The 23,565-nt window shown below is 30.0% G+C and carries 16 protein-coding genes and 1 pseudogene; all 17 read left to right on the forward strand.

Translation table 11 applies throughout. The features are described 5' to 3' along the window. Nucleotides 1–50 precede the first annotated feature (50 nt). A complete protein-coding gene (locus LV469_00115; GenBank protein ID UHR02751.1) occupies nucleotides 51–1,772 on the forward strand; it encodes a DNA topoisomerase 3 in 1,722 nt (573 codons plus the stop codon). Further along, a complete protein-coding gene (gene dcm / locus LV469_00120) occupies nucleotides 1,765–2,730 on the forward strand; it encodes a DNA (cytosine-5-)-methyltransferase (protein UHR02752.1) in 966 nt (321 codons plus the stop codon). Before LV469_00115 ends, dcm begins: the two co-directional genes overlap by 8 nt. Then, nucleotides 2,717–8,929 (forward strand): annotated as a pseudogene (locus LV469_00125) (DEAD/DEAH box helicase family protein). Before dcm ends, LV469_00125 begins: the two are co-directional and overlap by 14 nt. Nucleotides 8,930–9,040: 111 nt before the next feature. Continuing rightward, complete coding sequence (locus LV469_00130; protein ID UHR02753.1) at nucleotides 9,041–9,253, forward strand: helix-turn-helix transcriptional regulator; 213 nt, start codon at nucleotides 9,041–9,043, stop codon at nucleotides 9,251–9,253. A gap of 2 nt (nucleotides 9,254–9,255) precedes the next feature. Further along, nucleotides 9,256–10,965 (forward strand): site-specific DNA-methyltransferase, encoded by a 1,710-nt coding sequence (locus LV469_00135; GenBank protein ID UHR02754.1) that lies wholly within the window; start codon nucleotides 9,256–9,258, stop codon nucleotides 10,963–10,965. Next, nucleotides 10,962–13,166 (forward strand): DEAD/DEAH box helicase family protein, encoded by a 2,205-nt coding sequence (locus LV469_00140; protein ID UHR02755.1) that lies wholly within the window; start codon nucleotides 10,962–10,964, stop codon nucleotides 13,164–13,166. The genes LV469_00135 and LV469_00140 overlap by 4 nt, the downstream gene beginning before the upstream one ends. A gap of 115 nt (nucleotides 13,167–13,281) precedes the next feature. Next, nucleotides 13,282–13,962 (forward strand): response regulator transcription factor, encoded by a 681-nt coding sequence (locus LV469_00145; GenBank protein ID UHR02756.1) that lies wholly within the window; start codon nucleotides 13,282–13,284, stop codon nucleotides 13,960–13,962. After that, nucleotides 13,955–15,376, forward strand: a complete 1,422-nt coding sequence (locus tag LV469_00150; protein UHR02757.1) for a HAMP domain-containing histidine kinase — start codon at nucleotides 13,955–13,957, stop codon at nucleotides 15,374–15,376. Before LV469_00145 ends, LV469_00150 begins: the two co-directional genes overlap by 8 nt. Nucleotides 15,377–15,542: 166 nt before the next feature. Further along, complete coding sequence (locus tag LV469_00155; protein ID UHR02758.1) at nucleotides 15,543–16,415, forward strand: ABC transporter ATP-binding protein; 873 nt, start codon at nucleotides 15,543–15,545, stop codon at nucleotides 16,413–16,415. Further along, nucleotides 16,399–17,151: a hypothetical protein gene (locus LV469_00160; protein ID UHR02759.1), complete on the forward strand. Its 753-nt coding sequence runs from the start codon at nucleotides 16,399–16,401 to the stop codon at nucleotides 17,149–17,151. The genes LV469_00155 and LV469_00160 overlap by 17 nt, the downstream gene beginning before the upstream one ends. A 213-nt stretch (nucleotides 17,152–17,364) precedes the next feature. Beyond that, the gene (locus LV469_00165; protein ID UHR02760.1) at nucleotides 17,365–17,655 is read left to right on the forward strand and encodes a DUF3847 domain-containing protein; all 291 of its coding nucleotides are present in this window, start codon (nucleotides 17,365–17,367) and stop codon (nucleotides 17,653–17,655) included. A 344-nt stretch (nucleotides 17,656–17,999) separates the two neighbouring features. Further along, nucleotides 18,000–19,640, forward strand: a complete 1,641-nt coding sequence (locus LV469_00170; protein ID UHR02761.1) for a MobA/MobL family protein — start codon at nucleotides 18,000–18,002, stop codon at nucleotides 19,638–19,640. Nucleotides 19,641–19,713: 73 nt separating this feature from the next. Beyond that, the gene (locus LV469_00175) at nucleotides 19,714–19,887 is read left to right on the forward strand and encodes a hypothetical protein (GenBank protein ID UHR02762.1); all 174 of its coding nucleotides are present in this window, start codon (nucleotides 19,714–19,716) and stop codon (nucleotides 19,885–19,887) included. A 183-nt stretch (nucleotides 19,888–20,070) separates the two neighbouring features. Continuing rightward, a complete protein-coding gene (locus LV469_00180; GenBank protein ID UHR02763.1) occupies nucleotides 20,071–20,598 on the forward strand; it encodes a PcfB family protein in 528 nt (175 codons plus the stop codon). A gap of 125 nt (nucleotides 20,599–20,723) precedes the next feature. Continuing rightward, nucleotides 20,724–21,458 carry a phage replisome organizer N-terminal domain-containing protein gene (locus LV469_00185; GenBank protein UHR02764.1) on the forward strand — a complete coding sequence of 245 codons (735 nt, stop codon included), beginning with the start codon at nucleotides 20,724–20,726 and terminating at the stop codon, nucleotides 21,456–21,458. Nucleotides 21,459–21,615: 157 nt separating this feature from the next. Beyond that, nucleotides 21,616–21,777 (forward strand): recombinase RecR, encoded by a 162-nt coding sequence (locus tag LV469_00190; GenBank protein UHR02765.1) that lies wholly within the window; start codon nucleotides 21,616–21,618, stop codon nucleotides 21,775–21,777. Between the two features lie 78 nt (nucleotides 21,778–21,855). Beyond that, on the forward strand, nucleotides 21,856–23,475 hold the full coding sequence (locus LV469_00195) for a recombinase family protein (GenBank protein ID UHR02766.1): 1,620 nt from the start codon (nucleotides 21,856–21,858) through the stop codon (nucleotides 23,473–23,475). Nucleotides 23,476–23,565 lie beyond the last annotated feature (90 nt).

Here is a 23,565-nt window from a genome sequence, read left to right on the forward strand (position 1 = left end):
TTTGAGCGAGAGAGAAATCTTTCGCTCTTTTTTTATTTATGGAGGTATTAATGAAATTAGTAATAGCAGAAAAGCCAAGCGTAGCAGTTACAATTGCAAAAGTAATTGGAGCAAGAACAAGAAAAAACGGATATTATGAGGGGAATGGATACATTGTTTCTTGGTGTGTCGGTCATTTAATTCAAATGGCAAGTCCAGAAAGACACGACGAAAAATGGAAGAAATGGACAATAGAAAATCTTCCTATAATTCCAGAAGAATATATTTATGAAGTATCTAAAAGCACTAAAAAACAATATGGAGTTTTAAAGAAACTTTTAAACGATAAGAATATCGACACAGTTATAAATGCTTGTGATGCTGGAAGAGAGGGAGAACTTATTTTTAGGCTTGTATATAATCAAGCTAAATGTAAGAAGAAAATTCAAAGACTTTGGATATCTTCAATGGAAAACAAAGCTATTGAAGATGGTTTTAGAAATCTTAAAGACGGAGAAAAATTTGAAGACTTATATGGATCGGCAAGTGCAAGAGCTATTGCAGATTGGCTGGTAGGAATGAATTTAAGTAGGCTTTATTCTTGCATTTACAAGGAAACATATTCAGTTGGTAGAGTACAAACACCAACTCTATATTTAATAGCTAAAAGGGATAGTGAAATAAATCTATTTAAGAAGCAAAAATATTATACAGTTGACCTATCTTATAAAGGATTGAAACTTGTATCAGATAGGATTGATAAAATCGAAGTGGCAGAGCAACTTTTAAACTTGATAGAAGATGAAATAGTTATTACAGAGGTAGAGGATAAAGAAATAAGCACAAAACCAGATAAGCCTTATGATCTCACTACCTTACAGAGAGAAGCAAATAAATATTTTGGATATTCAGCAAATGACACTTTAAATATGGCACAAGGTCTGTATGAAAAAAAGCTAATCACATACCCAAGAACAGATAGCAGGTATTTAACCGATGATATGGTTACTACTATGAAAGAATTATTAGAAGGACTTGAAGAAGGTTTTAAAATCAACGAATCAAACTTTAAGTCTATTTTTAATTCATCTAAGGTTACAGACCACTATGCGATTATTCCTACTATATCAGGTATTGGAAAAGTTAAAGATTTATCTGATAAAGAAAGCAAAGTCTATAATCTAATTAAGGATAAACTACTTGCTTCATGTTCGGATAACTTAAAGGAATCTAGTAGAAAAATCAGATATGAATATGATAAATTTAACTTCAATGCAAGTGGAAAGACTATAATCGATGAAGGTTATACCAAGTATCTAAAGGCTTATGGAAAAGAAAAGCAAGAAAATGAATTACCAGATGTAAAGACTGGAGATAAAATTAAGCTAACTTCTAAAAATATATCGGAGAAATTTACAAAAGCTCCAAGTCATTATAATGAAGATACACTTTTAAAGGCTATGGAGAATGCAGGGATTGAATCACTGGATAAAGATATAGAAGTGGAGAGAAAAGGCTTAGGAACACCAGCTACAAGAGCAGGAATTATTGAAAATCTTATCCATAAGGACCTTATAAGAAGAGATAAGAAAAATCTACTTGTAACAGAAAAAGGCAATAGACTTGTATCAATTGTAGAGGATAAGTTTAAGTCAGCTAAAACAACATCTGAATGGGAAATGAAACTTGCAAAGATTAGCTCTGGTGAAGTAGATAAAGAAGACTTTTTAAGAGAAATAGAAGATAGTATAAGGGAGCTTGTAGATAGGTACAAGAATAATCTAAATGAATAAGGTAAAAATATTGGAGCTTTTCGGTGGCATAGGTGCTATTAGAAAGGCTTTTATTAATTTAAAGATATCTTATGAAGTAGTTGATTATGTAGAAATAGATAAGGCTTGTGTTAAATCATACAACGCACTTTATGGAGAGGCTTATAAGCCAAAATCAGTAGTAGGATATAAAGCTCCTAATGAGAAGATAGACTTAATTATGCATGGAAGTCCTTGCCAAGACTTTTCAAGAATAGGGAAAAAGCAAGGAGGAGTAAAGAATTCAGGAACTAGATCAAGCTTACTATTTGAAACAATTAGAATAATCAAAGAAATGAAAGATAAACCTAAATGGATAATTTGGGAAAATGTAAAAGGAGTCCTTGATAGAAATATGAGGGACTCCTTGTTTATTTATCTAAAGGAGTTAGAAGACCTTGGATATGAAAGTAAGTATGAAATTTTAAATGCAATGGACTTTGGGATACCTCAAAAAAGGGAGAGGATATTTGTTGTTTCATGTCTAGGAGCAAATAACTTTTCTTTTAATAAATTGGAGAGGAAAGAAACTAGACCACTAAGTGAATTTTTAGAAAAGGATGTAAGTGAACTTTATACAATGACCCAACCCTATATGCTGAAATTTTTAAATAAAAGCATAGATAACAGTTTTAGAGGGCGACTCAAAGTGATTAAAGATTTTTCTTATACTATTTCTACAAAACAAATGAGAGTACCTAATTCTGGAATAATAGATATTGGAAATGGTAGGTATAGGTATTTAACAGAAAGAGAATGCCTAAGACTCATGGGTTTTGATGATAGTGATATAGACAAATTAGAGGAAGTGCATTCAAGAAGAAAAAATTGCACTTCAAGCAAACTATATAAGCAGGCCGGCAATTCTATTGTGGTTGATGTTTTAATGTCTATTATAAAAGAAATTCATAGAATGGAGGTAGGAAATGCAAGTAAATGATTTTAAGAACATACAAGAAGCAATAAAGTATGAAGTTTTACAAGATGAAAAAGAATATTTAAAACTCTTAAAAGTTATAGGTAACAATCAGAAATATGATTTTTCTAGCCAACTAAGTATATACAACAAAGAACCTGAAGCTAGAGCTTGTGCGACATTTGATATGTGGAAGAAATATTTTGGTCGAGTTGTTATGAGAGGTCAAAAGGGTATTCCAATTTTAGTTGGAAGTGATGTAAACAAAAAAGTTTCATATATTTTTGATATTAGCCAGACCACATCAATGGATAGGAATATTAATGAGGTTAGCTTATGGCAGTTTGACCACGAAAATCATAACGAGGCTTTAAAAGAAATAATAAGAGATTCTTCATTTGAAGCTAGTGATTCACTCAATGAAAATATATTTTCTCTAAGTCGAATTTATGGAGATGAATATATTAACCTGGCTCTTGCTGATTTGAGAATAGATATAGAGGATAGACTGAGTTTTGAAAAGTTTATGAGAGACTCAATATCCTATGCGGTAGCTAATAGGTTTAATACAGTCTATCCTATGGATATGGAAAATTTAAAAAATAATTTTTTGAGGATTAATACAATTTCTTTAGAACAGATAGGTCTTGTAATATCAAGGGTTAGTGAAGATATTATAGATAGAACAATAGAAAAATCTAAGGAAATGGTTCGAGCTAAGCTGCTGACAGAAAGGGCCGGTGGCGACTATAATAGAGATATAGAAAATATAAATGAAAATAGAGGAGGTCAAGATGATTTATATAGACGAGATGATAGGTCAAGAAGTAGAGATGGACGAGTTTTCACAGATGGAAGCGACAGAAGAAATAGCAATGAAGATCGAAGAGAAAACCTTGGACATGATGGAGAAGGATCTGGAATTTATGGAGAGATTTCCGAATCCAACATACGCAGTTCTAAGACTGTCTTACCTGGTAGGGAGCGAAGACATGGAGAACTGGAAGAAACTTCAGAAAATGTACGAGGAGAAAACACTTTTGAACCACCTGAAGGAAATTCAGAATCAGGCAGTGGACTTTATCAAGAGAGAGAAAGTCAAGATGATGAAAGCACAAGGATTGACAGAGAAAATGATGAGAGGGAATCCAGAGGAATACCAAGGACAGATGAACAACTTGATGGCAACAGTGAAGAAAATGGCAATCAAGGAATACGTGGAAGCTTAGAAAATGAAATAAGTCCAGAAAAGGAAGCTGATGAAGCTTCTTTTTTTGATGGCAAAAACACTGAAAATAGAAAAGATTACTGGATTGTAGAATTTAATGAAAATCACGAATTAGTTCCCGATTATAGTGGGCAGATAGTAACTAAAGACTTAATTAATGTCCTAAGACAAAGGGATATTGATGTTAAAGACCATAATCAAACTCTTGGAGAAAATGAATTTGGAGAAATGACAGATGATTATATCGGATATTTCAAATTCTATTTTGATCACTATGTAGACGGCGAAGTTGTCGAACATTATAGAATTGACCTTGGAGATGGTGAAGAAGTTAATGAGCGTGAATTTTCATATTTAGAAGAGCAAGTTGCACTAAGTGAGGAAAAAGCTTCACAAGAAGAAGTTAAGGAAAAGATAGAGCCTAAGTTTAAGATAGGTGATCAGGTTAGATATAAAGATAAGGACTTTACCATTACAGATTTTGATGAACTAAGTGGAGGACTTAAAACTGTAACCATTAGAGATAATATGGAGTATATGGGAGGTATGATTAGGGGTTCGGAAGTAATTCCATATAGAAACGATTCATACCTTGAAGAAATCTTTGAAAATCTAAGTCAAACATCAGAAAAACTAGCAGTAAAAGTTGGTAAGGAATTTATTTTAGAAGATAAGAATACCTTTGATGGAATTAACTTAATTGAAGCTGGAACTAAGGTAGAAGTTAATGGGGAAGAATTCCCTTTATATAAAGGTGAAACATTTGAAGATAGTAGAAAGATTGATGACCTTTTAGATAGTGGAAACTATGAGATATACAAATTATCTGAGCATGAAAAACAAATTGAAAGACAAGTAGAGCAAGAAAGCTTTATAGATAACCACAATCCTGAAATTGACCAAATGATGGATAGATACAATGTGCCTAGGAAAGCAGCCGAAAATTTATTGAGGGGAAAAGAAGATTTAAAGAATCTAGGCTATGAACCTAATAAGGAAAGGCTAAGTTTTGCTAGAAATTATGACTTAAAAAATCATATTTACTCAGAATACCTAACACCATCAGAAAGACTAGATAAAAATATCAAAGCTATTAAAATGCTCAAAAGACTTGAAAATGAAAATAGGAGTCCAAGAGAGTATGAGCAAGCCTACCTTGCTGACTATCTAGGTTGGGGAGGTCTTGCCGATGTCTTCGATGAAGAAAAGGGAGGTCAATGGCTTGAAGCAAGAAACATTTTAAAAGAAAATCTAACAAATGATGAGTATATGAATGCTAAAGAGTCTACCTTAACATCGTTTTATACACCTAGAGAGGTAATGGACGGAATATATAAGACTCTAACAGATATGGGATTTATGACTGGAAATATCCTTGAACCGTCTGCAGGGGTCGGTAATTTTATTGGTAATATGCCAAGTGAAATACAAGGCTCTAAAGTATATGGAGTAGAAAAGGATAGTCTAAGCGGAAGAATAGCAAGAGAGCTTTATCCTGAAGCTAATATTCAAATTAAAGGATTTGAAGAAACAAACTTCTCAAATAACTTCTTTGATTTAGTAATTGGAAATGTACCCTTTGGAGATTTTAAAGTTAACGATCGTGAATATAACAGAAATAACTTTCTGATTCACGATTATTTTTTTGCAAAGTCAATAGATAAGGTTAGGAATGGAGGAATTATTGCCTTCATAACATCATCAGGAACTATGGATAAAAAAGATGAATCTGTTAGAAAATATATTAATGCAAGATGTGAGTTTTTAGGAGCTATGAGGCTTCCTAATACAACATTTAAGGGACTTGCTGGCACAGAAGTTACTTCAGATATTATTTTTCTAAAGAAGAGAGATTCAGTTATAGAAAGAGATGACGATTGGATTCATCTAGCAACTGATAATAAGGGTTTGACTTACAATAAATACTTTGTAGATAATCCTCAAATGGTATTAGGGGATATGAAAGAAGTATCTGGTAGATTTGGAAATACTATTACTTGTGATGAAAAAGAAGACGTAAATCTAAAAGATTTAATGGATCTTGCAAGTAAGGAAATATCTTCAAATTCAAAATATGAAGAGGTCGAGCTATTGGAAGATGAAGAATTAAGTCTTCCAGCAACAGACGATGTTAAAAACTTTTCTTACACTATTATTGATGAAGAGGTCTACCTAAGAGAAAACTCAGTCTTAATTAAGCAGAATATATCAGATAAAAACAAAGAAAAGATAAAAGATTATCTTGATGTAATGAGTGCTTTAAAAGATGTAATAGAAAAACAAAAGGACGATTTTTCTGATGAAGAAATAAAAGAATCACAAGCAAAGTTAAATGAAGTCTATGATAACTTTTCAAAAAAACATGGCTTTATTAACTCCTTATCAAACACTAGAGCCTTAAAGGAAGACTCAAACTTTCCTTTGGTTTCATCAATCGAAATACTTGATGATGAAGATAATTTCAAAGCTAAGAGTGATATATTCTCAAAAAGAACAATAACAAAGGCAAAGGTAGTAGACCATGTAGATACTTCCCTTGAAGCCTTAGTCTTATCTGTTTCACAAAAAGGATATGTAGATTTTGAATATATGGAATCTATCACAAATAAAGATAGGGATACCTTGATTGGTGAGCTTGAGGGCGAGATATTTTTAGACATTAAGGATACAGACCTAATAAATAACAGAATGCCCTTTGAAAACTTTGATAATGACGATCCATTTCATTTTTCATATGTATCGGCTGATGAGTATTTAAGTGGAAATATTAGAGAAAAGATTGGCTATCTCAATTCATATATAGGAGAAATTGAAAATGTAATAGATTTAGCACCTTCTGAAAAGAAAGATACATTATTAAATGAGTTAGGCAAACTTAAATATCAAAGAGAAAAATTACAAGAAGTTATGCCTGAAGAACTCACTGCTTCTGATATAAATGTAAGGTTAGGAGCAACATGGATACCTCAGAAAGATATAGAAGACTTTACTTTTAACCTTTTAAAAACACCAGGTTATGATAGGTGGAATATAAATGTAAGGTTCTCACCACATACAAGTGAATGGAACATTGAAGGTAAAAGTGTTGACTCGACTAATGACCTTTCTAACATGACTTATGGTACAAGTAGAGTGAATGCCTATAAGCTAATTGAAAATGCTCTTAATCTAAAAGATACAAAGGTATTTGATCAAGTAATAAATGATGATGGTTCTAAGACTTCAGTATTAAACAAAAAAGAAACTATGCTTGCAAGCCAAAAGCAAGAACTGATTAAAGAAGAATTTAAGAATTGGATATTTGAAGATCCTGATAGAAGATATAGGCTAGAAAAGATTTATAATGAAAAATTCAACTCAATTAGAAATAGAGAATTTGATGGTTCTAACTTAACTTTTGATGGAATGAATACTGAAATCAGACTTCGAGAACATCAGAAAAACGCAATAGCAAGGACTCTTTATGGTGGAAATACACTACTTGCCCATGTAGTAGGAGCAGGAAAGACATTTGAAATGGTAGCTTCTGCTATGGAATCTAAAAAGTTAGGACTTTCAAGTAAATCATTATTTGTAGTTCCTAACCATCTAACCACTCAAATTGGTAGAGAGTTTATGCAATTATATCCGTCAGCAAACATTATGGTGGCCGATAAAAAAGACTTCCAACCTAAAAATAGGAAAAGATTTATTGGTAGGATTGCAACGGGAGAATATGACGCAGTCATTATAGGACACTCTCAATTTGAAAAGATACCAATGTCCAAAGAATACCAGGTTAGACATATACAAGACCAAATAGATGATATAGTTTCCTTTATTGACGAGAATAAAAGAAATAGAGGAGAAAATTTCACAGTAAAACAACTAGAAAAGACAAAGAAGAAACTATTGGTAAGACTGGAAAAGCTAAACGATGACTTTAAAAAGGATGATGTAATAACCTTTGAAGAGCTAGGAGTAGATAAGTTATTTATAGACGAAGCTCATAATTACAAAAACCTATTCTTGCATACTAAAATGAGAAATGTTGCTGGTATTGGTCAAAGTGAAGCCTTTAAGTCTTCGGATATGTATATGAAATGTAGGTATATGGATGAAATGACAGATGGCAAGGGAGTTGTATTTGCTACTGGTACACCAATATCAAATTCAATGACAGAGCTTTATACCATGCAAAGATACCTTCAATATGACGATTTAAAGGCAAGAGGATTAGAACATTTTGACGCTTGGGCTTCTACTTTTGGAGAAACAGAAAACACCTTTGAGTTATCTCCAGAAGGTACTGGATATAGGCAAAAGACAAGATTTTCAAAGTTTTATAACTTGCCAGAACTGATGAACATGTTTAAAGAAGTAGCAGATATAAAGACTTCAGATATGTTGAATTTGCCAGTACCAGAAGCAAATTTTGAAGTTATTAAAACAAAACCTACTGAGGAACAGAAAGAAATATTAGAAGCTATTTCAGAAAGAGCTGACGCGGTTAGAAATAACCAAGTCGAACCAACAGAAGATAATATGCTAAAGATTACAAATGATGGTAAAAAGCTAGCCCTAGACCAAAGATTAATAAATCCACTACTACCCGATGATCCTAATTCAAAGGTAAATGTATGTGTAAAAAATATCTTTTCGATATGGGATAAGACAAAAGAAAATTCATCGACCCAATTAGTATTTTCAGATATGTCCACACCAAAAGGAGATGGAGAATTTAACATCTATGATGATATTAGAAATAAGCTAGTGAATATGGGAATACCAAAAGATGAAATAGCCTTTATCCACGAAGCAGATACAGACAAACAAAAAGATGAATTATTCTCCAAGGTAAGAAGAGGAGAAGTAAGGGTATTATTAGGCTCTACTCAAAAAATGGGAGCAGGTACAAATGTACAGAATAAATTAATAGCCTTACACGATTTAGACGTCCCATGGAGACCGTCTGATTTGGAGCGGTTCCAAGTGGGACAAGTAAAAAAACAAGGACTATCTCAATAAATACTAACGCAAGCACAAGTATAAAATAGGCTAAAGTGACTTATCAGCCTATTTATGATATAATATATCTTAACAATAAAACGGATAAGGGGTAATAATATGGCAATTTCTTATAAACCATTATGGCACTTATTGGTAGAAAGAGAAATGAACAAAGAAGACTTAAAAAGAGCTGCAAATATAACAAGCAACATAGTTTCAAGAATGAGCAAAAACTCTTATGTGAACTTAGAGTCATTAGAAAAGATTTGCTTGGCATTGGATTGCAGAATTGAAGATGTTATAGAAATTCATAGAAATGAGGTGGAATAAAATTGAGCAATCTATCACAAATCAGAAGAGCTGAAATGCTTGAATACTTAAACCATCTAAAAGAAATTCACACAGATGATGAAAGTAGGATTGCACTTGGAAAGATTGAAACAGCCTTAACTGAGAAAAAATATGGATTAGTTTGGGAAGAACACGAAGAAGAAGTAGACAAACAACTTGTTCATAACATACCAGTTTTTAAAGAGATAGAAGATAAAAAGATAGTTAGAGATAATACCACCGATTTCAATTTTCTCTTAGAGGGGGATAATCTACATTCTCTAAAATTACTAGATAAGACTCACAAGGGTAATATTGATGTTATCTATATTGATCCACCTTACAATACAAAGAATAAGGAATTTGTATATGATGATAATAGGGTAGGTCTTGATGATGGGTTTAGACATTCTAAATGGCTATCTTTTATGGGGAAAAGGCTAGATTATGCTAAGAATTTATTATCTGATGATGGGGTAATATTTATTAATATTGATGAAAATGAAGTCCATCAATTAAAAATTCTTGGTGACGAAATTTTTGGTGAAGATAATTTCTTGGGAGAATTTATCTGGAAAGCACGTTCTGGAAAAGGTGGAACTACAGCCTTAATTTCTATTGAGCATGAGTCTATTCTTTGTTATGCAAAAAATAAACCCGAAGCAAATTTTTATATGGAAATTAGGGTTAGTGATACTGAGAAGACAGAACAATTAAGGCAGTGGGGACAAGCTATATATAGGGAAGATAGACCAACAATGTTTTTCCCAATATTTTTTAATAATCTAGACAACAAATGGTGTTTACCAACTAAAGAGGAGTTGCAAAACTTATACGATAATGAAAATAAAGAGTTTAATGACTTATATTTAAATTCTTTAATTGAAAAATATAAAAAAGAAAATTGGGAATCATTTTTGCCGATTATCGATTCTAGGTATGGAAGATGGCGTAGAGGATATGACGGGATACAAGAGCTTATAGATGAAGAACTTATAATAAGTGACGGAGAAAAAGTAAAGCGAATAATACCTGGAGGAAATATTACAAAAACGGCTGTAAGTTCAATTTTGCCTGAAACATTAGGCACTTCAGCAAATGGAACTAAAGAAATAAAAGAGTTGTTTGACAACAAAAAAGTATTTGATACTACAAAGCCTTTATCTTTAGTAAAATATTTAATTAATCTTGGTACATTCAATAAGAAAAATGCTAATATAATAGACTATTTTGCTGGGAGTGGAACAACTGGGCAAGCAGTTATGCAGCTTAATAAAGAAGATGGTGGAAATAGGAAATATATTCTTTGTACTAACAATGAAAACAATATTTGCGAAAAAATCACTTATCAAAGAATGAAGAATATCCAAGAAGAACTTCCTCACAATCTTAAATACTATAAAACAGAATTTATACCAAAACTTTCAGAAGATGAAGAAATTTTATCTTCTAAACTTCTTGATTATATCAAAGAAATAGTCGAGCTTGAAAATATGTGTGAGATTGATGGAAACACCAGGAGAATAATTTTATCTGATGAAGATTTAAAGATAGCACTTACTGAAATGAAAAAAAGTGGTGTTTTGTATATCCCATCATTCATATTGCTTACTAATGAAATCAAGGATAGTATCGAGGAAAGAAAGCTTGAAGTTGTTACTATCCCAGATTATTATTTCACAGAAGAATTAAGAGAGGTGAACGAATTATGATGTTAGATTTATTTGATTTTCAAACAGATGCCAAAAACTATCTTTTGGATAAAACGACAGATCCAAATGCAAAAAGAAAAATCATTGTAAAAAGTCCGACCGGGTCTGGCAAAACAATAATTCTACTCTCTTATATCTATGATTATCTTCTATGGCAGGACCCTAATAAGGTATTTATCTGGCTTACTCCAGGCAAGGGAGATTTAGAGGAACAATCAAAAGATAAAATGGACGAGTTTATTCCTCATGCAAAATCTGCGAATATACACGATGCTCTTCTACAAGGTTTCAAGGGTGGTTACACCTATTTTATAAACTGGGAAATGATAACCAATAAAAAGAATAATGCACTTAAAGATAGTGAAAAGAAAAATCTTTTTGAAAGAATTGCAGAAGCACATAGGGAACAACTTTCTTTTATCACAATTATTGACGAGGAGCATTTGAACAACACCTCAAAAGCAGATGATATATTGTATGCCCTTAATTCTGATAGAGAAATACGAGTATCGGCAACAACAGTCAAAAACCCAATGGCAGAATTTTATGAAATACCAGAAGAAGAGGTAATAAATTCTGGTCTTATAACAAAGGCACTTTATATTAATCCTGGTATTGAAGCTGACGAGATGGACGACCTTGAAAGTGAAACTATTTATCTAATACAAAAAGCAGATGAAAAGAGAAAAGAAATCAAAGCCGAGTATGAGAAAATAGGAGAAAAAATCAATCCTTTAGTCATTATACAATTTCCAGATATGAGTGAGTCCTTAGTTACTTTTGTAGAAGAACACCTAACAAATATGGGTTACACCTATAAAAATAAAATGCTTGCTAAATGGTTAAGTGAGGAAAAAATAAATACACTTGATGTTACAAATGAAAATTCTAAGTCAAACTTCTTGATTATGAAACAAGCTATATCAACTGGTTGGGATTGTCCAAGAGCAAAGATACTTGTTAAACTTCGTGAGAATATGACAGAAACCTTTGAAACACAAACAATAGGACGCATAAGAAGAATGCCAAGAGCAAGGCACTATGACAATGACCTATTAGATTTTTGCTTCCTCTATACATTCGATGAAAAGTATAAAGAATCTGTTATACAGGGTGGAAATGCCTATGAAGTTAAGAGGTTATTCTTAAAAGACAAGTGCAAAGATTTTGAGCTTGTAAAAGAATATAGAAATAAAGACTATCAGTTTGTAGATGAAGTATTAGTTCGAGATAGAGCTTATGACTATTTCAAAGATAAATATAAACTAACCAACATTAAAAAGGACAATGAAAAATTATTAGAGTCTTATGGTTTTATAATGGGAACAAAAGTTATATCAACCTTTAGGACTGGTAAGTTTATAAAACTCAAAGATATAGTTGATGAAAAGCAAGGTGAAAATAGGGAAATAGCCTATGAAGTATCAACTCATGATCATGGAATTGATTGTTTGCACGCAGTTGATATGATAAAAAAAGTTACTGGTGTACCATCTAACAAAATGAGGGCAATTCTTCAACATCTTTTCCATAAAAATATACCATCAAGCAAGAAGTTATTAAATCTTTCTAATCGTGAGTGGTATGCTTTTATGATAAATAATGCTTATAAACTTAGAGATGACTTTTTAGATTTAGCTGCAATTTCTAATGCAAGACAAATGCAAATTTTGGATAAGAAAACTGAAAAATGGAAATTGCCTTTAGAAGATTTTTATAAGTATCTTCCGTATGAAACAGAAGTAGTTGAGTATGAGAAGAATGCTTATAAAGAATACAACACTTCTATGACAACATCTCAATTTAGATCGACTTCAGAACAACTCTTAGAAAACTATCTTGAAAGTAGAGATGATATAGATTGGTACTATAAAAATGGAGATACAGGGCAACAATATCTATCCGTTATTTACGGTAATAATCTAAGCAAAGAATATCTTTTTTATCCAGACTATATAATCAAAAAGAAAAATGGAGAAGTATGGATAATTGAAACTAAAGGTGGAGAGTCAAAAGGAAAAAGTAAAAACATTGATAAGCAGATCGAAAATAAATTCTATGCTTTTAAGGATTATGCAGATAGGCGTAAAATAAATTGGGGGTTTGTAAGAGATAAAGATACAAGGCTTTATATTAATAACACAGACTACACAGAAGAAATGAATAATGAAAATTGGAAAAGGCTAGAAGAATTATTTTAATGAGAATATAAAGATTTTAAATTTAATATTTAAGATGAGAGATAAACCTAAAGACGGAGCGAAAGGAGATTTAAAATGTTTTTGAAAAATATTTTTACAAATTTTTGGAGTAATTATGGCAAAAATTATTAAATTGCTAATTATAGAAGACAATGAAGATATTATTGATTTAATTAAATTATATAAGCCTGAATCTATGGAAATCTTTGACGCAAAAGATGGTAGACAAGGTTTAAAATTTTTTGATGAAGAAAAATTTGATTTGATAATTTTAGATTTGATGCTGCCAATATTAGATGGTTACCAAGTATTAAAGAAAATTAGAGAAACAAGTGATATACCAATTATAATATTATCTTCTAAAAATCTTGACTTTGAAATAATACTCGGATTAGATAAGGGTGCAGATGACTATGTTGTTAAGCCATTTAATCCTATGGAATTGTTTGCACGAGTTAATGCATTATTGAGAAGAGTTGATTCAAAAAATAATAATAAGACTATAAAATCAGGGAATTTAGAATTGAATATGGAAACTTGTGAAGTATTTCGTTCAGGGAAAATTATAGATCTTACAGGTCAAGAATATAAATTATTAGAATTTTTAATGCAAAACAAGAATAAGGTATTTACTACTGACATTTTATTAGAAAGAATTTGGAATGATAATGAATATTATGATAATAATATAGTTTCTGTTTATATTAGTAGACTGAGAGATAAAATTGGAGATCGAGATTGTGAAAAGAAACACATTATAACAATAAGGGGACTGGGGTATAAATTTAATGATTAAAAACAAACAAATTACATTCAAAAAGTTTTTGTTCATAAGCATAATATCCATTGTTCTTATTGTATATGTATATAACATTTTAACTTCAAGTATTATGGAAGTGGTTGGGAATAAAATATTTTCAAATATTGCTCATCAGTATTCTGCAGATTATATTTTTGATGAGGACCTAAGTGAGAATGAGAATAAAATTAAAAAGCTTGATGGTTGGATACTCATATTAAATAATGATTTATCTTTGAGTTATATATCAGATGATAATGCTCCAAAAGTTTATTCTTTTGATGATATTGTTAATTTGAATAAAGGTAAATATAAATACAAAGACAGAACTTATTTTGCATCTATGAAAAATATAAAGAAAAATGGAATAAACAAATATGGAGTTGTTGTTATACCAACAAAATATATTAGTAATAGGGTTTTTGTTACTCCTAGTATGCAAGATTCGGGATTAATTTTTCTATTTTTTACACTAAAAGTTATTTTATTTATTTTAGGAACTTTTATAATTGTGCTCATATTCTCAAAAGTATTACATAGGAAATTATATAATCCTTTAAGTGAATTAGAAATGGGTTTTAAAAAGTTAAAGAAAGAAGACTATTCATTTAGTTTAAGAAAACAAGAATATAATAATATTTCTGAATTTGATTTTATTCAAAATGAATTTAATTCAACGGTGAAATCACTAAGAGAATTTCAAAAAGAGAGACTTGAAAATGAAAAAAGAAGGATTCAGTTATTTATTGATATAAGGCATGATCTCAAGACACCGATTACTGTTATTAAAGGTTTCTCAGAAGCATTAATTAATGGAAGAATTCCAATAGAAAGTTCTAAAAAATATTTGGAATCTATTGACAAAAATGCATCGAATATAGACACTTTGTTAAACGAATTATCAGAAATTATAGAGTATGAGGATTATTCTTATAGTTTAAATCTTGAGAAAATTGATTTCTGTGAATTTACAAGGAATGCAATAATAGACTTTTTACCAATATTTGAGCAAAATGAGATGAATGTAATAATTAACATTCCGGATGAAAAATTTTTTGTAAAGATTGATCAAAACATATTTTCTAGAGTATTTAAGAATTTGATGAAAAATATAATTGATCATAACGAAAAATATATTACAGTGTATTTTTCTATAGAAAATTGCTCCGAAAAAGTTAAGCTAATTATTGGAGATAGTGGAAATAAAATAAATGAAAAGTTGGCAAAAAATATTTTTGAACCATTTGTTACTAATGATACCTCAAGAAACACTTCTAATAAAAATAGAGGACTTGGTTTATCTATTGCGAAAAAAATTGTAGAGAAACATAATGGAAAAATATTTTTGAATCAAAACAATACAGAACTCTATAATAAAAGTTTTATAATAGAATTAAATAAATTAAATTAAGATATATGGATCTAGGATATTCTTCTAGATCTTTTTTTATTGACTTTTAATTTTAAAATATTTAAGACTGCTGAAAGGTTTATTAATATTAGAGAAAGATTAGAATAGCCTGAGTGTAATATTTATTTGTTATCATATTTATAAATAAGTGATGAGGAGGATTGTTATGGAACTATTGAAATTAGAATCCATTACAAAAGATTATGGAAATGGAAAAGGACTATTTAATTTTTCAATGAATTTGAATAAAGGCGAAATTGTAGGTCTAATAGGAATTAATGGTGCTGGGAAAACAACTTTATTAGACACAGTGTCAGGAAAAATTTTGGCAGATTCAGGAGAAATTTTTTATGAGGGTGAAAAAATAGGAATTGATTCTAAATGTAGAAAAGAATTTGGAATTTCTGTTAACCCTGGTTTTTATGATTATCTAAATACTTATGAAAATTTAAAGGCTATTTTATATTTAAACGGAATAAGTGATAAAAAGATTGTAAATGAAAAAATTAAAAATGTTTTAAAAATAGTTGGTCTTGAAAATGTTGAAAACAAAAAAATTAAAGAATTTTCTTTTGGAATGAAACAAAGATTAGGGTTCGCACAGGCAATACTGAATTCAGAATCAATTATGTTATTAGATGAACCATTTGTAGGTCTTGATGTCAATGGGAGAAATATGGTTAAAGAATATGTAAAAGATATGGTAGAAAAAAAGCAAATGGCAGTTGTGTTTTCGGATCATAATTTAGATGAAGTTAAAGACTTGTGTAATAGGTTGGTTGTAATAAGAAATGGGAAAAAAATTTATGATGGGAATCTAGATATAAAGAGTTCAATAATAATAAAGGTTAGAGATAGCAGTGGAATTGATGACTCTATTGTTAAAAAAATTGATTCAACTACAGTTGAGGTCACAGAAAGAAATCTTAATGACAAAATAAAGAATATTACAAAAATAACAGAAATAACAAGAATTGAAAAGGTTATAAATCCCTTAGAAAAGATGTTAGAGGTGAATAATAATGTTGAAAATCATTAAATTTGAAATTGGTAAGCAGGTTAAAAGAAAAGAAAATTTAATTTTATTTTTTATGTTTTTAATGCCATTACTTTATTCAATAGGTGTGTACAGAAACTCAAATATTATTACTTACAATAGTAGTGAACTGGTTAATGGACTTTCTTTTGCAAAGGACATGTTTACTTTTATATATATGGCTTTTATTGTTTATATTATATTAGCAATAAATAGTTCAAATATATTAAGAGGAGAAATAGAAAATAATAGTATTAGTGTAATGCTCACAAGAATAAACAATAGAAGTAAAATTTATAGAGCAAAATTATACGCTCAAATTATTTATTGGACAGTGATTACATGTTTATTTGTTTTATTTTCTATATTTTGCTATTACATTTTTATATCAAATTTAAAAATTGCAAGTGGTAGCATTGTAAGTAAAGACTGGATAAGTGATACTTTAATAATTATTTCATTATGGTCTTCATACATTTTTGTAATAAGTATGGTTCAAAGTTTGAGTATGAATTTTAAACCTTTTGTTTCTATAGGAATATTTATAATAGTTTTTATAATTTTAATGTACTTGAAAGAGTTTCCTAAAGTTCAATTGGTGTCTCCATTTTATTATCTAAATAAAATTTTAGATAATTGGAATACAATTATTTTTGTTAAATATATGATAATTAACTGGGGACTAGTATTTTTATTTTCTTTTTTAGGAATTAAAAAATTCAAAAAAAGTGACCTATAAAAATATATATTTTATAAAATATTTAATAGTTAGAATAAAAATATTGAGTAAAATTTTCTTAAAGTGCCTATGATTTTAGGCATTTTTTCTATATCTGACTTTAGGAGGTGATAATATAATATTTTTAACAAAACAATCAATTCAAGATACAAATAATAGGACGGGAAGAGGAGATCTTCATCGTCTTTTTTATTTTAAAGAAAGGAGATAAATATGAAAAAATTAGATCAAATAAGACAAGAGTCAAAAGAGATAAAAGATAAAATAGAGGATACAGAAGAAAGATTAAGGCAACTAAAAAATCAAGAAAAAAAGATATTAAAACAAGACATAATAAAAAGAAGAAAAGAAAGAACTCATAGGTTAATAACAAGAGGAGCAATCTTAGAAAGCCTTATAGAAAATGCAGAAGAACTAACAGACGAAGAAATAAAAATCCTACTAGAAGAAGCAACAAAGACAAAAGAATTCAAAGAAACACTAAGAATAATGAGAGGAAATTAAGAAAAATAAAGGGGTTTGTAAATAATCAAATCTCCCTTAGATTTTCTAAGGGCGCAATTATACACCCTAAAGGGTGCTTGCGTCCTGCGGAGCCAAACCCTTGCAGGGAGCAAAACCATTCGCTTTTTAAAAGTCAAGGGTAAATAAACTCGCTAAGGCTCGCCCTTGACTTTTAAAATTTGAAATGAACAAAACAATTAAGCCGACATACTGAAACAACAAAAATTAATTCAGTAGTCGGCTTTTTCTATTCTATCATTTCAAAACGCTCATTCACAAAGTGGATATAGAAAATCATCTAAGCCTCCACCTAAAACAACAAAGAAAGAAAGGAAGTGATAAAAATGGCAGACAGTTTTCATTTTTCAGTAAACATAATATCAAGAGGAAAAGGCAAAAGTGCAGTAGCAAGTGCAGCATATATAAGTGGAGAAAAAATAAAAAATGAATGGGACGGAGTAACCCATGACTATACAAGAAAAGAAAAAGTATTAGTAAAAAATATAATATTGCCTGATCATATACCAAAAGAATTTAATGATAGGTCTACCTTATGGAATAAAGTAGAAATGGCAGAAAAAAATTCTAATGCACAACTAGCAAGACAATTCATAATAGGACTACCAAAAGAATTAACTTTAAGTGAGAATAAAAACCTAGTCGAAAGATTTATAAAAGAAAATCTAACATCACAAGGAATGATAGTAGATTATGCAATTCATGATGAGAGTCAAGATAAAAATGGAAATATCCATTGTCATATAATGACCATAATGCGACCCATAAACGAAAAAGGAGAGTTCTTAGCAAAGTCAAAAAAAGAATATATCCTAGATGAAAAAGGAGAAAAAGTATTAAACAAAAATGGAAAACCAAAGACAATAAAAGTAGAACTAACAACCTGGAACGATAAAGGCAATGTAGAAAAATGGAGAGAAAATTTTTCAAACCTTTGCAATGAATATCTGGCAAAAAACAAAATAGAAAAAAGAGTAGACCATAGGAGTTTTAAAAGACAAAATTCAGATTATCTACCGACAATCCATTTAGGATCAGCAGCAAGTGCAATGGAAAGAAAGGGAATAGAAACTGACAAGGGAAACTATAATAGAGAAATAAGAAAATATAATGACCTTGTAAAAACAATAAAAGAAGAGATAAAAACATTAAAGGGTTGGATAGGGAATTTATTAGATAACCTAACTAATGCTTATGAAAAATTTAAGGATATAGAAAGAGATAAGGTAATAGACAACCCTAAACTTTTCAATCTAACAAATTATCTATTAACTTATTCAGAAATTCAAAAAGAAAAAAGTAAATATCTAAAAGGATATGCAAAAACCAATAAAGAAAAGTATGACTTCAAAAAGCTAACAAGTGCATATAGTTATTTAAGAAAAAATAATATAGAAACCATAGGTCAGTTACAAACAAAAATAGAAAATTTAAAGTCTAATAGTTATAAGCTAAATAAAAAAGCAAAGACAATCCATAAAGAAATGGAAGATGTAGAAAAGAAAATTCTATACTATGAAATCTACAAAGCCAAAAAAGAAGTTTATGAAGAATATCAAAAGAAAAACATATTCACAAAAGACACATTCTATAGTAAACATAAGAAAGACATAGACCAATATAAGGTAGTAAGCGAGAAATTAAAAAAACTCCTATCAGATAAGGAAAAACTAAGTCCTAAAAAATGGAATGAAGAAAAAAATCTTTTAATGGCAAATCTTGAAGAAATAAATAAAGAAAAAGACAAGATAAAAGATGAATACCAGGAAATTAATCATATAAAATATTCAGTAGATTTTGTAAACAAAGAACTTGGCATAGACTTATCCATAGAAATAGATAAGCTTATAAAACAAGGTGAAAAACCAAGTGTAATAGCACAGATTAAAAAATTCCAAGACCAAGTTATTAAAGATAATGAATATAGAGAAAGTATGAAAAACAAGAAAATAGATCAAGAAAGATAAGAGCTGGTAAAAATATCTTATCCAAGCTATAATATGACCAAGAAAATAAAGGCAGATCTAGGAGGTAATAGAGATGAATAAAAGGCAAGAGCTAATAAATGAACTCATAAAAGCAGATCAAGATGGAACATATAAAACATATAAAAGCACAGAAGAAATAAAATCAATGAGCAATGAAGAAATACAGATTATATATTCCAACATGAAAAACTATCTATCAGATAAAAGAACACACATAAACTACTAAAGGTGGAAAAGCAAAATAAGAGCAGAAAAACAACAAAAGGTACAAAGACCTAAGAAATATATAAAAACATCAAAATAAAGCATTCCACCACCAAGAACAATAAAATAAAAACAAGCAAAGGGAAGTATAGAAAAATTAAATCCTATACTTCCCTTTTTTTAATTCAAACAAAGGAGATAAAAAATGATAAACGAAGAAATAAGCAAAGAAGCAGGTCAAGCAGCACAAACCATAATAACATACACAATAAAGGCAGCAAAAGAATCAATCAACTTAGAAAAAGAAATAAGGAAAAAGATGAATGATACTTTAGAAAAAGCAAATGGAAACCTAAAAAGTCTTATGGGCGATGAAATGAAAATAAAAGACCTATACAAAAAAGGACAACTAGAAAATATAAGCATAGATCAAAGCGACCTCAAAGACTTAAAAAAAGAACTAAAAAAACTTGGAGTAAGCTTTTCAGTAATGAAAAACAAAGAAACACAAAACTATGAAATATTCTTCCAAGCCAAAGACATAAAAGTAATGGAATATGCCTTTAAGCAAGTCATAGCCAAGGAAAATAAAAAAGAAAAAGAAAGTATCCTAAAGCAAATAAAGAAATACAAAGACCTATCCATGAACAAGGATAAGACAAAAGAAAAAGTCAAAAGGAAAGTAAAAGAAAAAGTAAAACCAAACAAAAAAGATATGACCAGAGAAATCTAAGGGAGTAACGAAAAGTTACACCCTTAGACCCCCACAATAACAAGACTTCCGAAAAGCAGAAGTCCAGAATTCCGAAAATCGGAAATCAAGAATTTCGATTATCGAAAATCAAGAAAGGAGCAGATATGGCAACAAACAAAAGATATTATTGGATAAAATTAAAAGAAGAATTTTTCACAGACAAAAGGATAAAAAGGTTAAGGAGAATATCGGGAGGAGATACTTACACTATAATCTACCTCAAACTTCTACTACTGAGCCTAAAAGATGAGGGCAAACTCTATTATGACGGAGTAGAAAGTGATTTTATAAAAGAGTTAGCACTAACCATAGATGAAACAGACGATGATGTAATGGTTACAGTTAATTACTTAATCAATCAAGGCTTATTAGAAGTTGTAACAGAAAATGATGAATACTACCTAACTGAAATACCAAACTTAATCGGATCAGAAACAGCCTGGGCAGAGAAAAAAAGAAGATACAGACAAAATAAACAGAGGACATTGTCCTTAATGAGTCCAACCCATGTCCGACAAGAGATAGAGAAAGATATAGAGATAGATAAAGATAAAGAGAGAGAGGGAGAGATAGAAAAAGATAAAAAGTCCACCCCCATCTTTTATGGACAATACAAAAATGTAAGGTTAAGCAAAGAAGAATATCAAAACCTAAAAGACAAGCTGCAAGGACATACCGAAACAATGATTGAAAAGCTATCAAGATACATTAAAAGCACTGGGAAATACTATAAAGACCATTATGTAACAATCCTTAATTGGTATGAGGAAGATAAAGATAAACTAATACAGAAAGGTTTAAATAAAAAAATGAACTATGACGTAGGCGAATCTTTATAGATAAAAAGAGGTGGAAAGGCATTATTAAAGACTTTAAGTCTAAAAAGGTATAAAAGTATGCCAGAGATAATAAAAATGTAAATATGACACTTAAAAGGCGATTAGAAAATTAAAAATCTAATCGCCTTTTTTTATTGCAACAAAAGGGAGAAATTATATGGAATTAAAAAAGAAAAAACGAAGTGGAAAAATCAACTATGAAATAAAGCGAGTATATGTAGGCAAAAAGCCGATTGAAGAAGTATTTGAAGATATTATCGAGCATGTAGTCGAAAGAAACTTAGAAAAAGATAGAGAAAATAAACAAACGCAAGCGTAAGTATTGATTGACTAAACGGGAGTATTTTAGTATAATTAAATTATTGAGATAGTCCTGTTTAGGGAAAGGAGATTGAAATTGAGCAGGACTAAAAAATATGTAGCAGGACTTTATTGTAGACTATCAAAAGACGATGGAAACTCAGTTGAGAGTATGAGTATATGGTCACAAAAAGTAATGTTAAAACAATATGCAGAAAGTAACAATATCGCTATTTATGATTATTATGTAGATGATGGTTATTCTGGGACAAACTTTGAAAGACCATCATTTAAGAAGATGATTACTGATATTGAAAACGGAAAAATAAATTGTGTTATAACAAAAGACTTATCAAGGTTAGGAAGAAACTATCTTCAAAGTGGAGCATATATCGAAATGTACTTTCCACAAAAGAATATAAGATATATTGCAATAACTGATGGTATAGACACATTAAATAGCAATCAAAATGATATTATGCCATTTAAAAACATTCTCAATGAAATGTACGCAAAGGATACTTCCAAAAAAGTTAAAAGTGCAATTCAAAGCAGAATGAGAGAGGGAACATATATAGGCTCTAAAGCTCCATTTGGTTATCTAAAAGACCCTAATAATAAACGCAGATTAATAATAGATGAGAAAACTAAACCTATAATAGAACTCATTTATAAATTGTGTTTAGAGGGTAAGGGTACTCAACTTATTAGCCAGGAGTTGATGAAGAGAAAAATTCCAAGACCAAGTGCTTTTGTTGAAAATGCTGAAAAGCTTTATGGACTAACAGAAGAAAATAAATATCAATGGTCACATAGAATGGTGTTAAATGTTTTACGAGATCCAGTTTATTGTGGAAATATGGCGAGAAATAAAAGACCTACCTTATCATTTAAGAACTCAAAAAGAATGTATATTCCTAAAAGTGACTATATTTATGCTAGAAATACCCACGAGGGAATAGTCAGCGAGGAAGTATGGGAACAAGTTCAAACAATGGTCGATAAGAGGAAGTGTAACAATAAAAAGGGACTTTATTATGACAACATTTTTCAAGGACTTGTAAGATGTCCTAAATGTGGTTATGCATTGACACCAAAAACTGATTATAGGCTTAAAAAGAAAGAACTCATAGACTTTGTTCACTTTTCTTGCTCCACATATAAAAAATATGGGGTAAATGCTTGTTCATCACACAGAATTGAAGCTAGGGATCTATATAATATTGTTCTTGAAGATATACAATATCATGGAAGTATGGCACTATCTGCTAAAGAGGACTTTGTCGAAAAGATAATAGAAAAGATTGAAGTAGAAAAAATTGACGAGGGGAAAGAACTATCTAACAAGCTGGAGCTTAAAAAGAACCAATTAGCAGAATTAGACAGAAGCTATGAACAGTTATATGAAGATAGGTTAGAGGGAAATATAACCGAAAGAAACTTTAATCTAATGAATGTGAGCATATCTAAAAAACAAGACAAGTTAATTGAGGAAATTAAGGTCTTAGAGGGCGATATAGAAGAATCTTTTGAAACTGAAGATAACTACAAAAAATTCATGGATAATATTAGCAAGTACGCTAAGATAAAGTCGCTAAACAGATATATTCTAAATCAAGTTATAGATAAAATATATGTCTATGACAAGGAAGAAATAGACGGTCAAATAAGCCAAAAGGTTGAAATTCACTACAAGTTTATAGGTAAATTAAATTGACCACTTCGGACTACTCACCAGACCTAGAGCAAAGAAGTGGTAGAATTGTTCGTCAAGGTAATGAAAATGATAAGGTAAATATTTTTAGAT

It is taken from the genome of Peptoniphilus sp. GNH, assembly GCA_021307325.1.
Classification (GTDB): Bacteria; Bacillota; Clostridia; order Tissierellales; family Peptoniphilaceae; genus KA00134.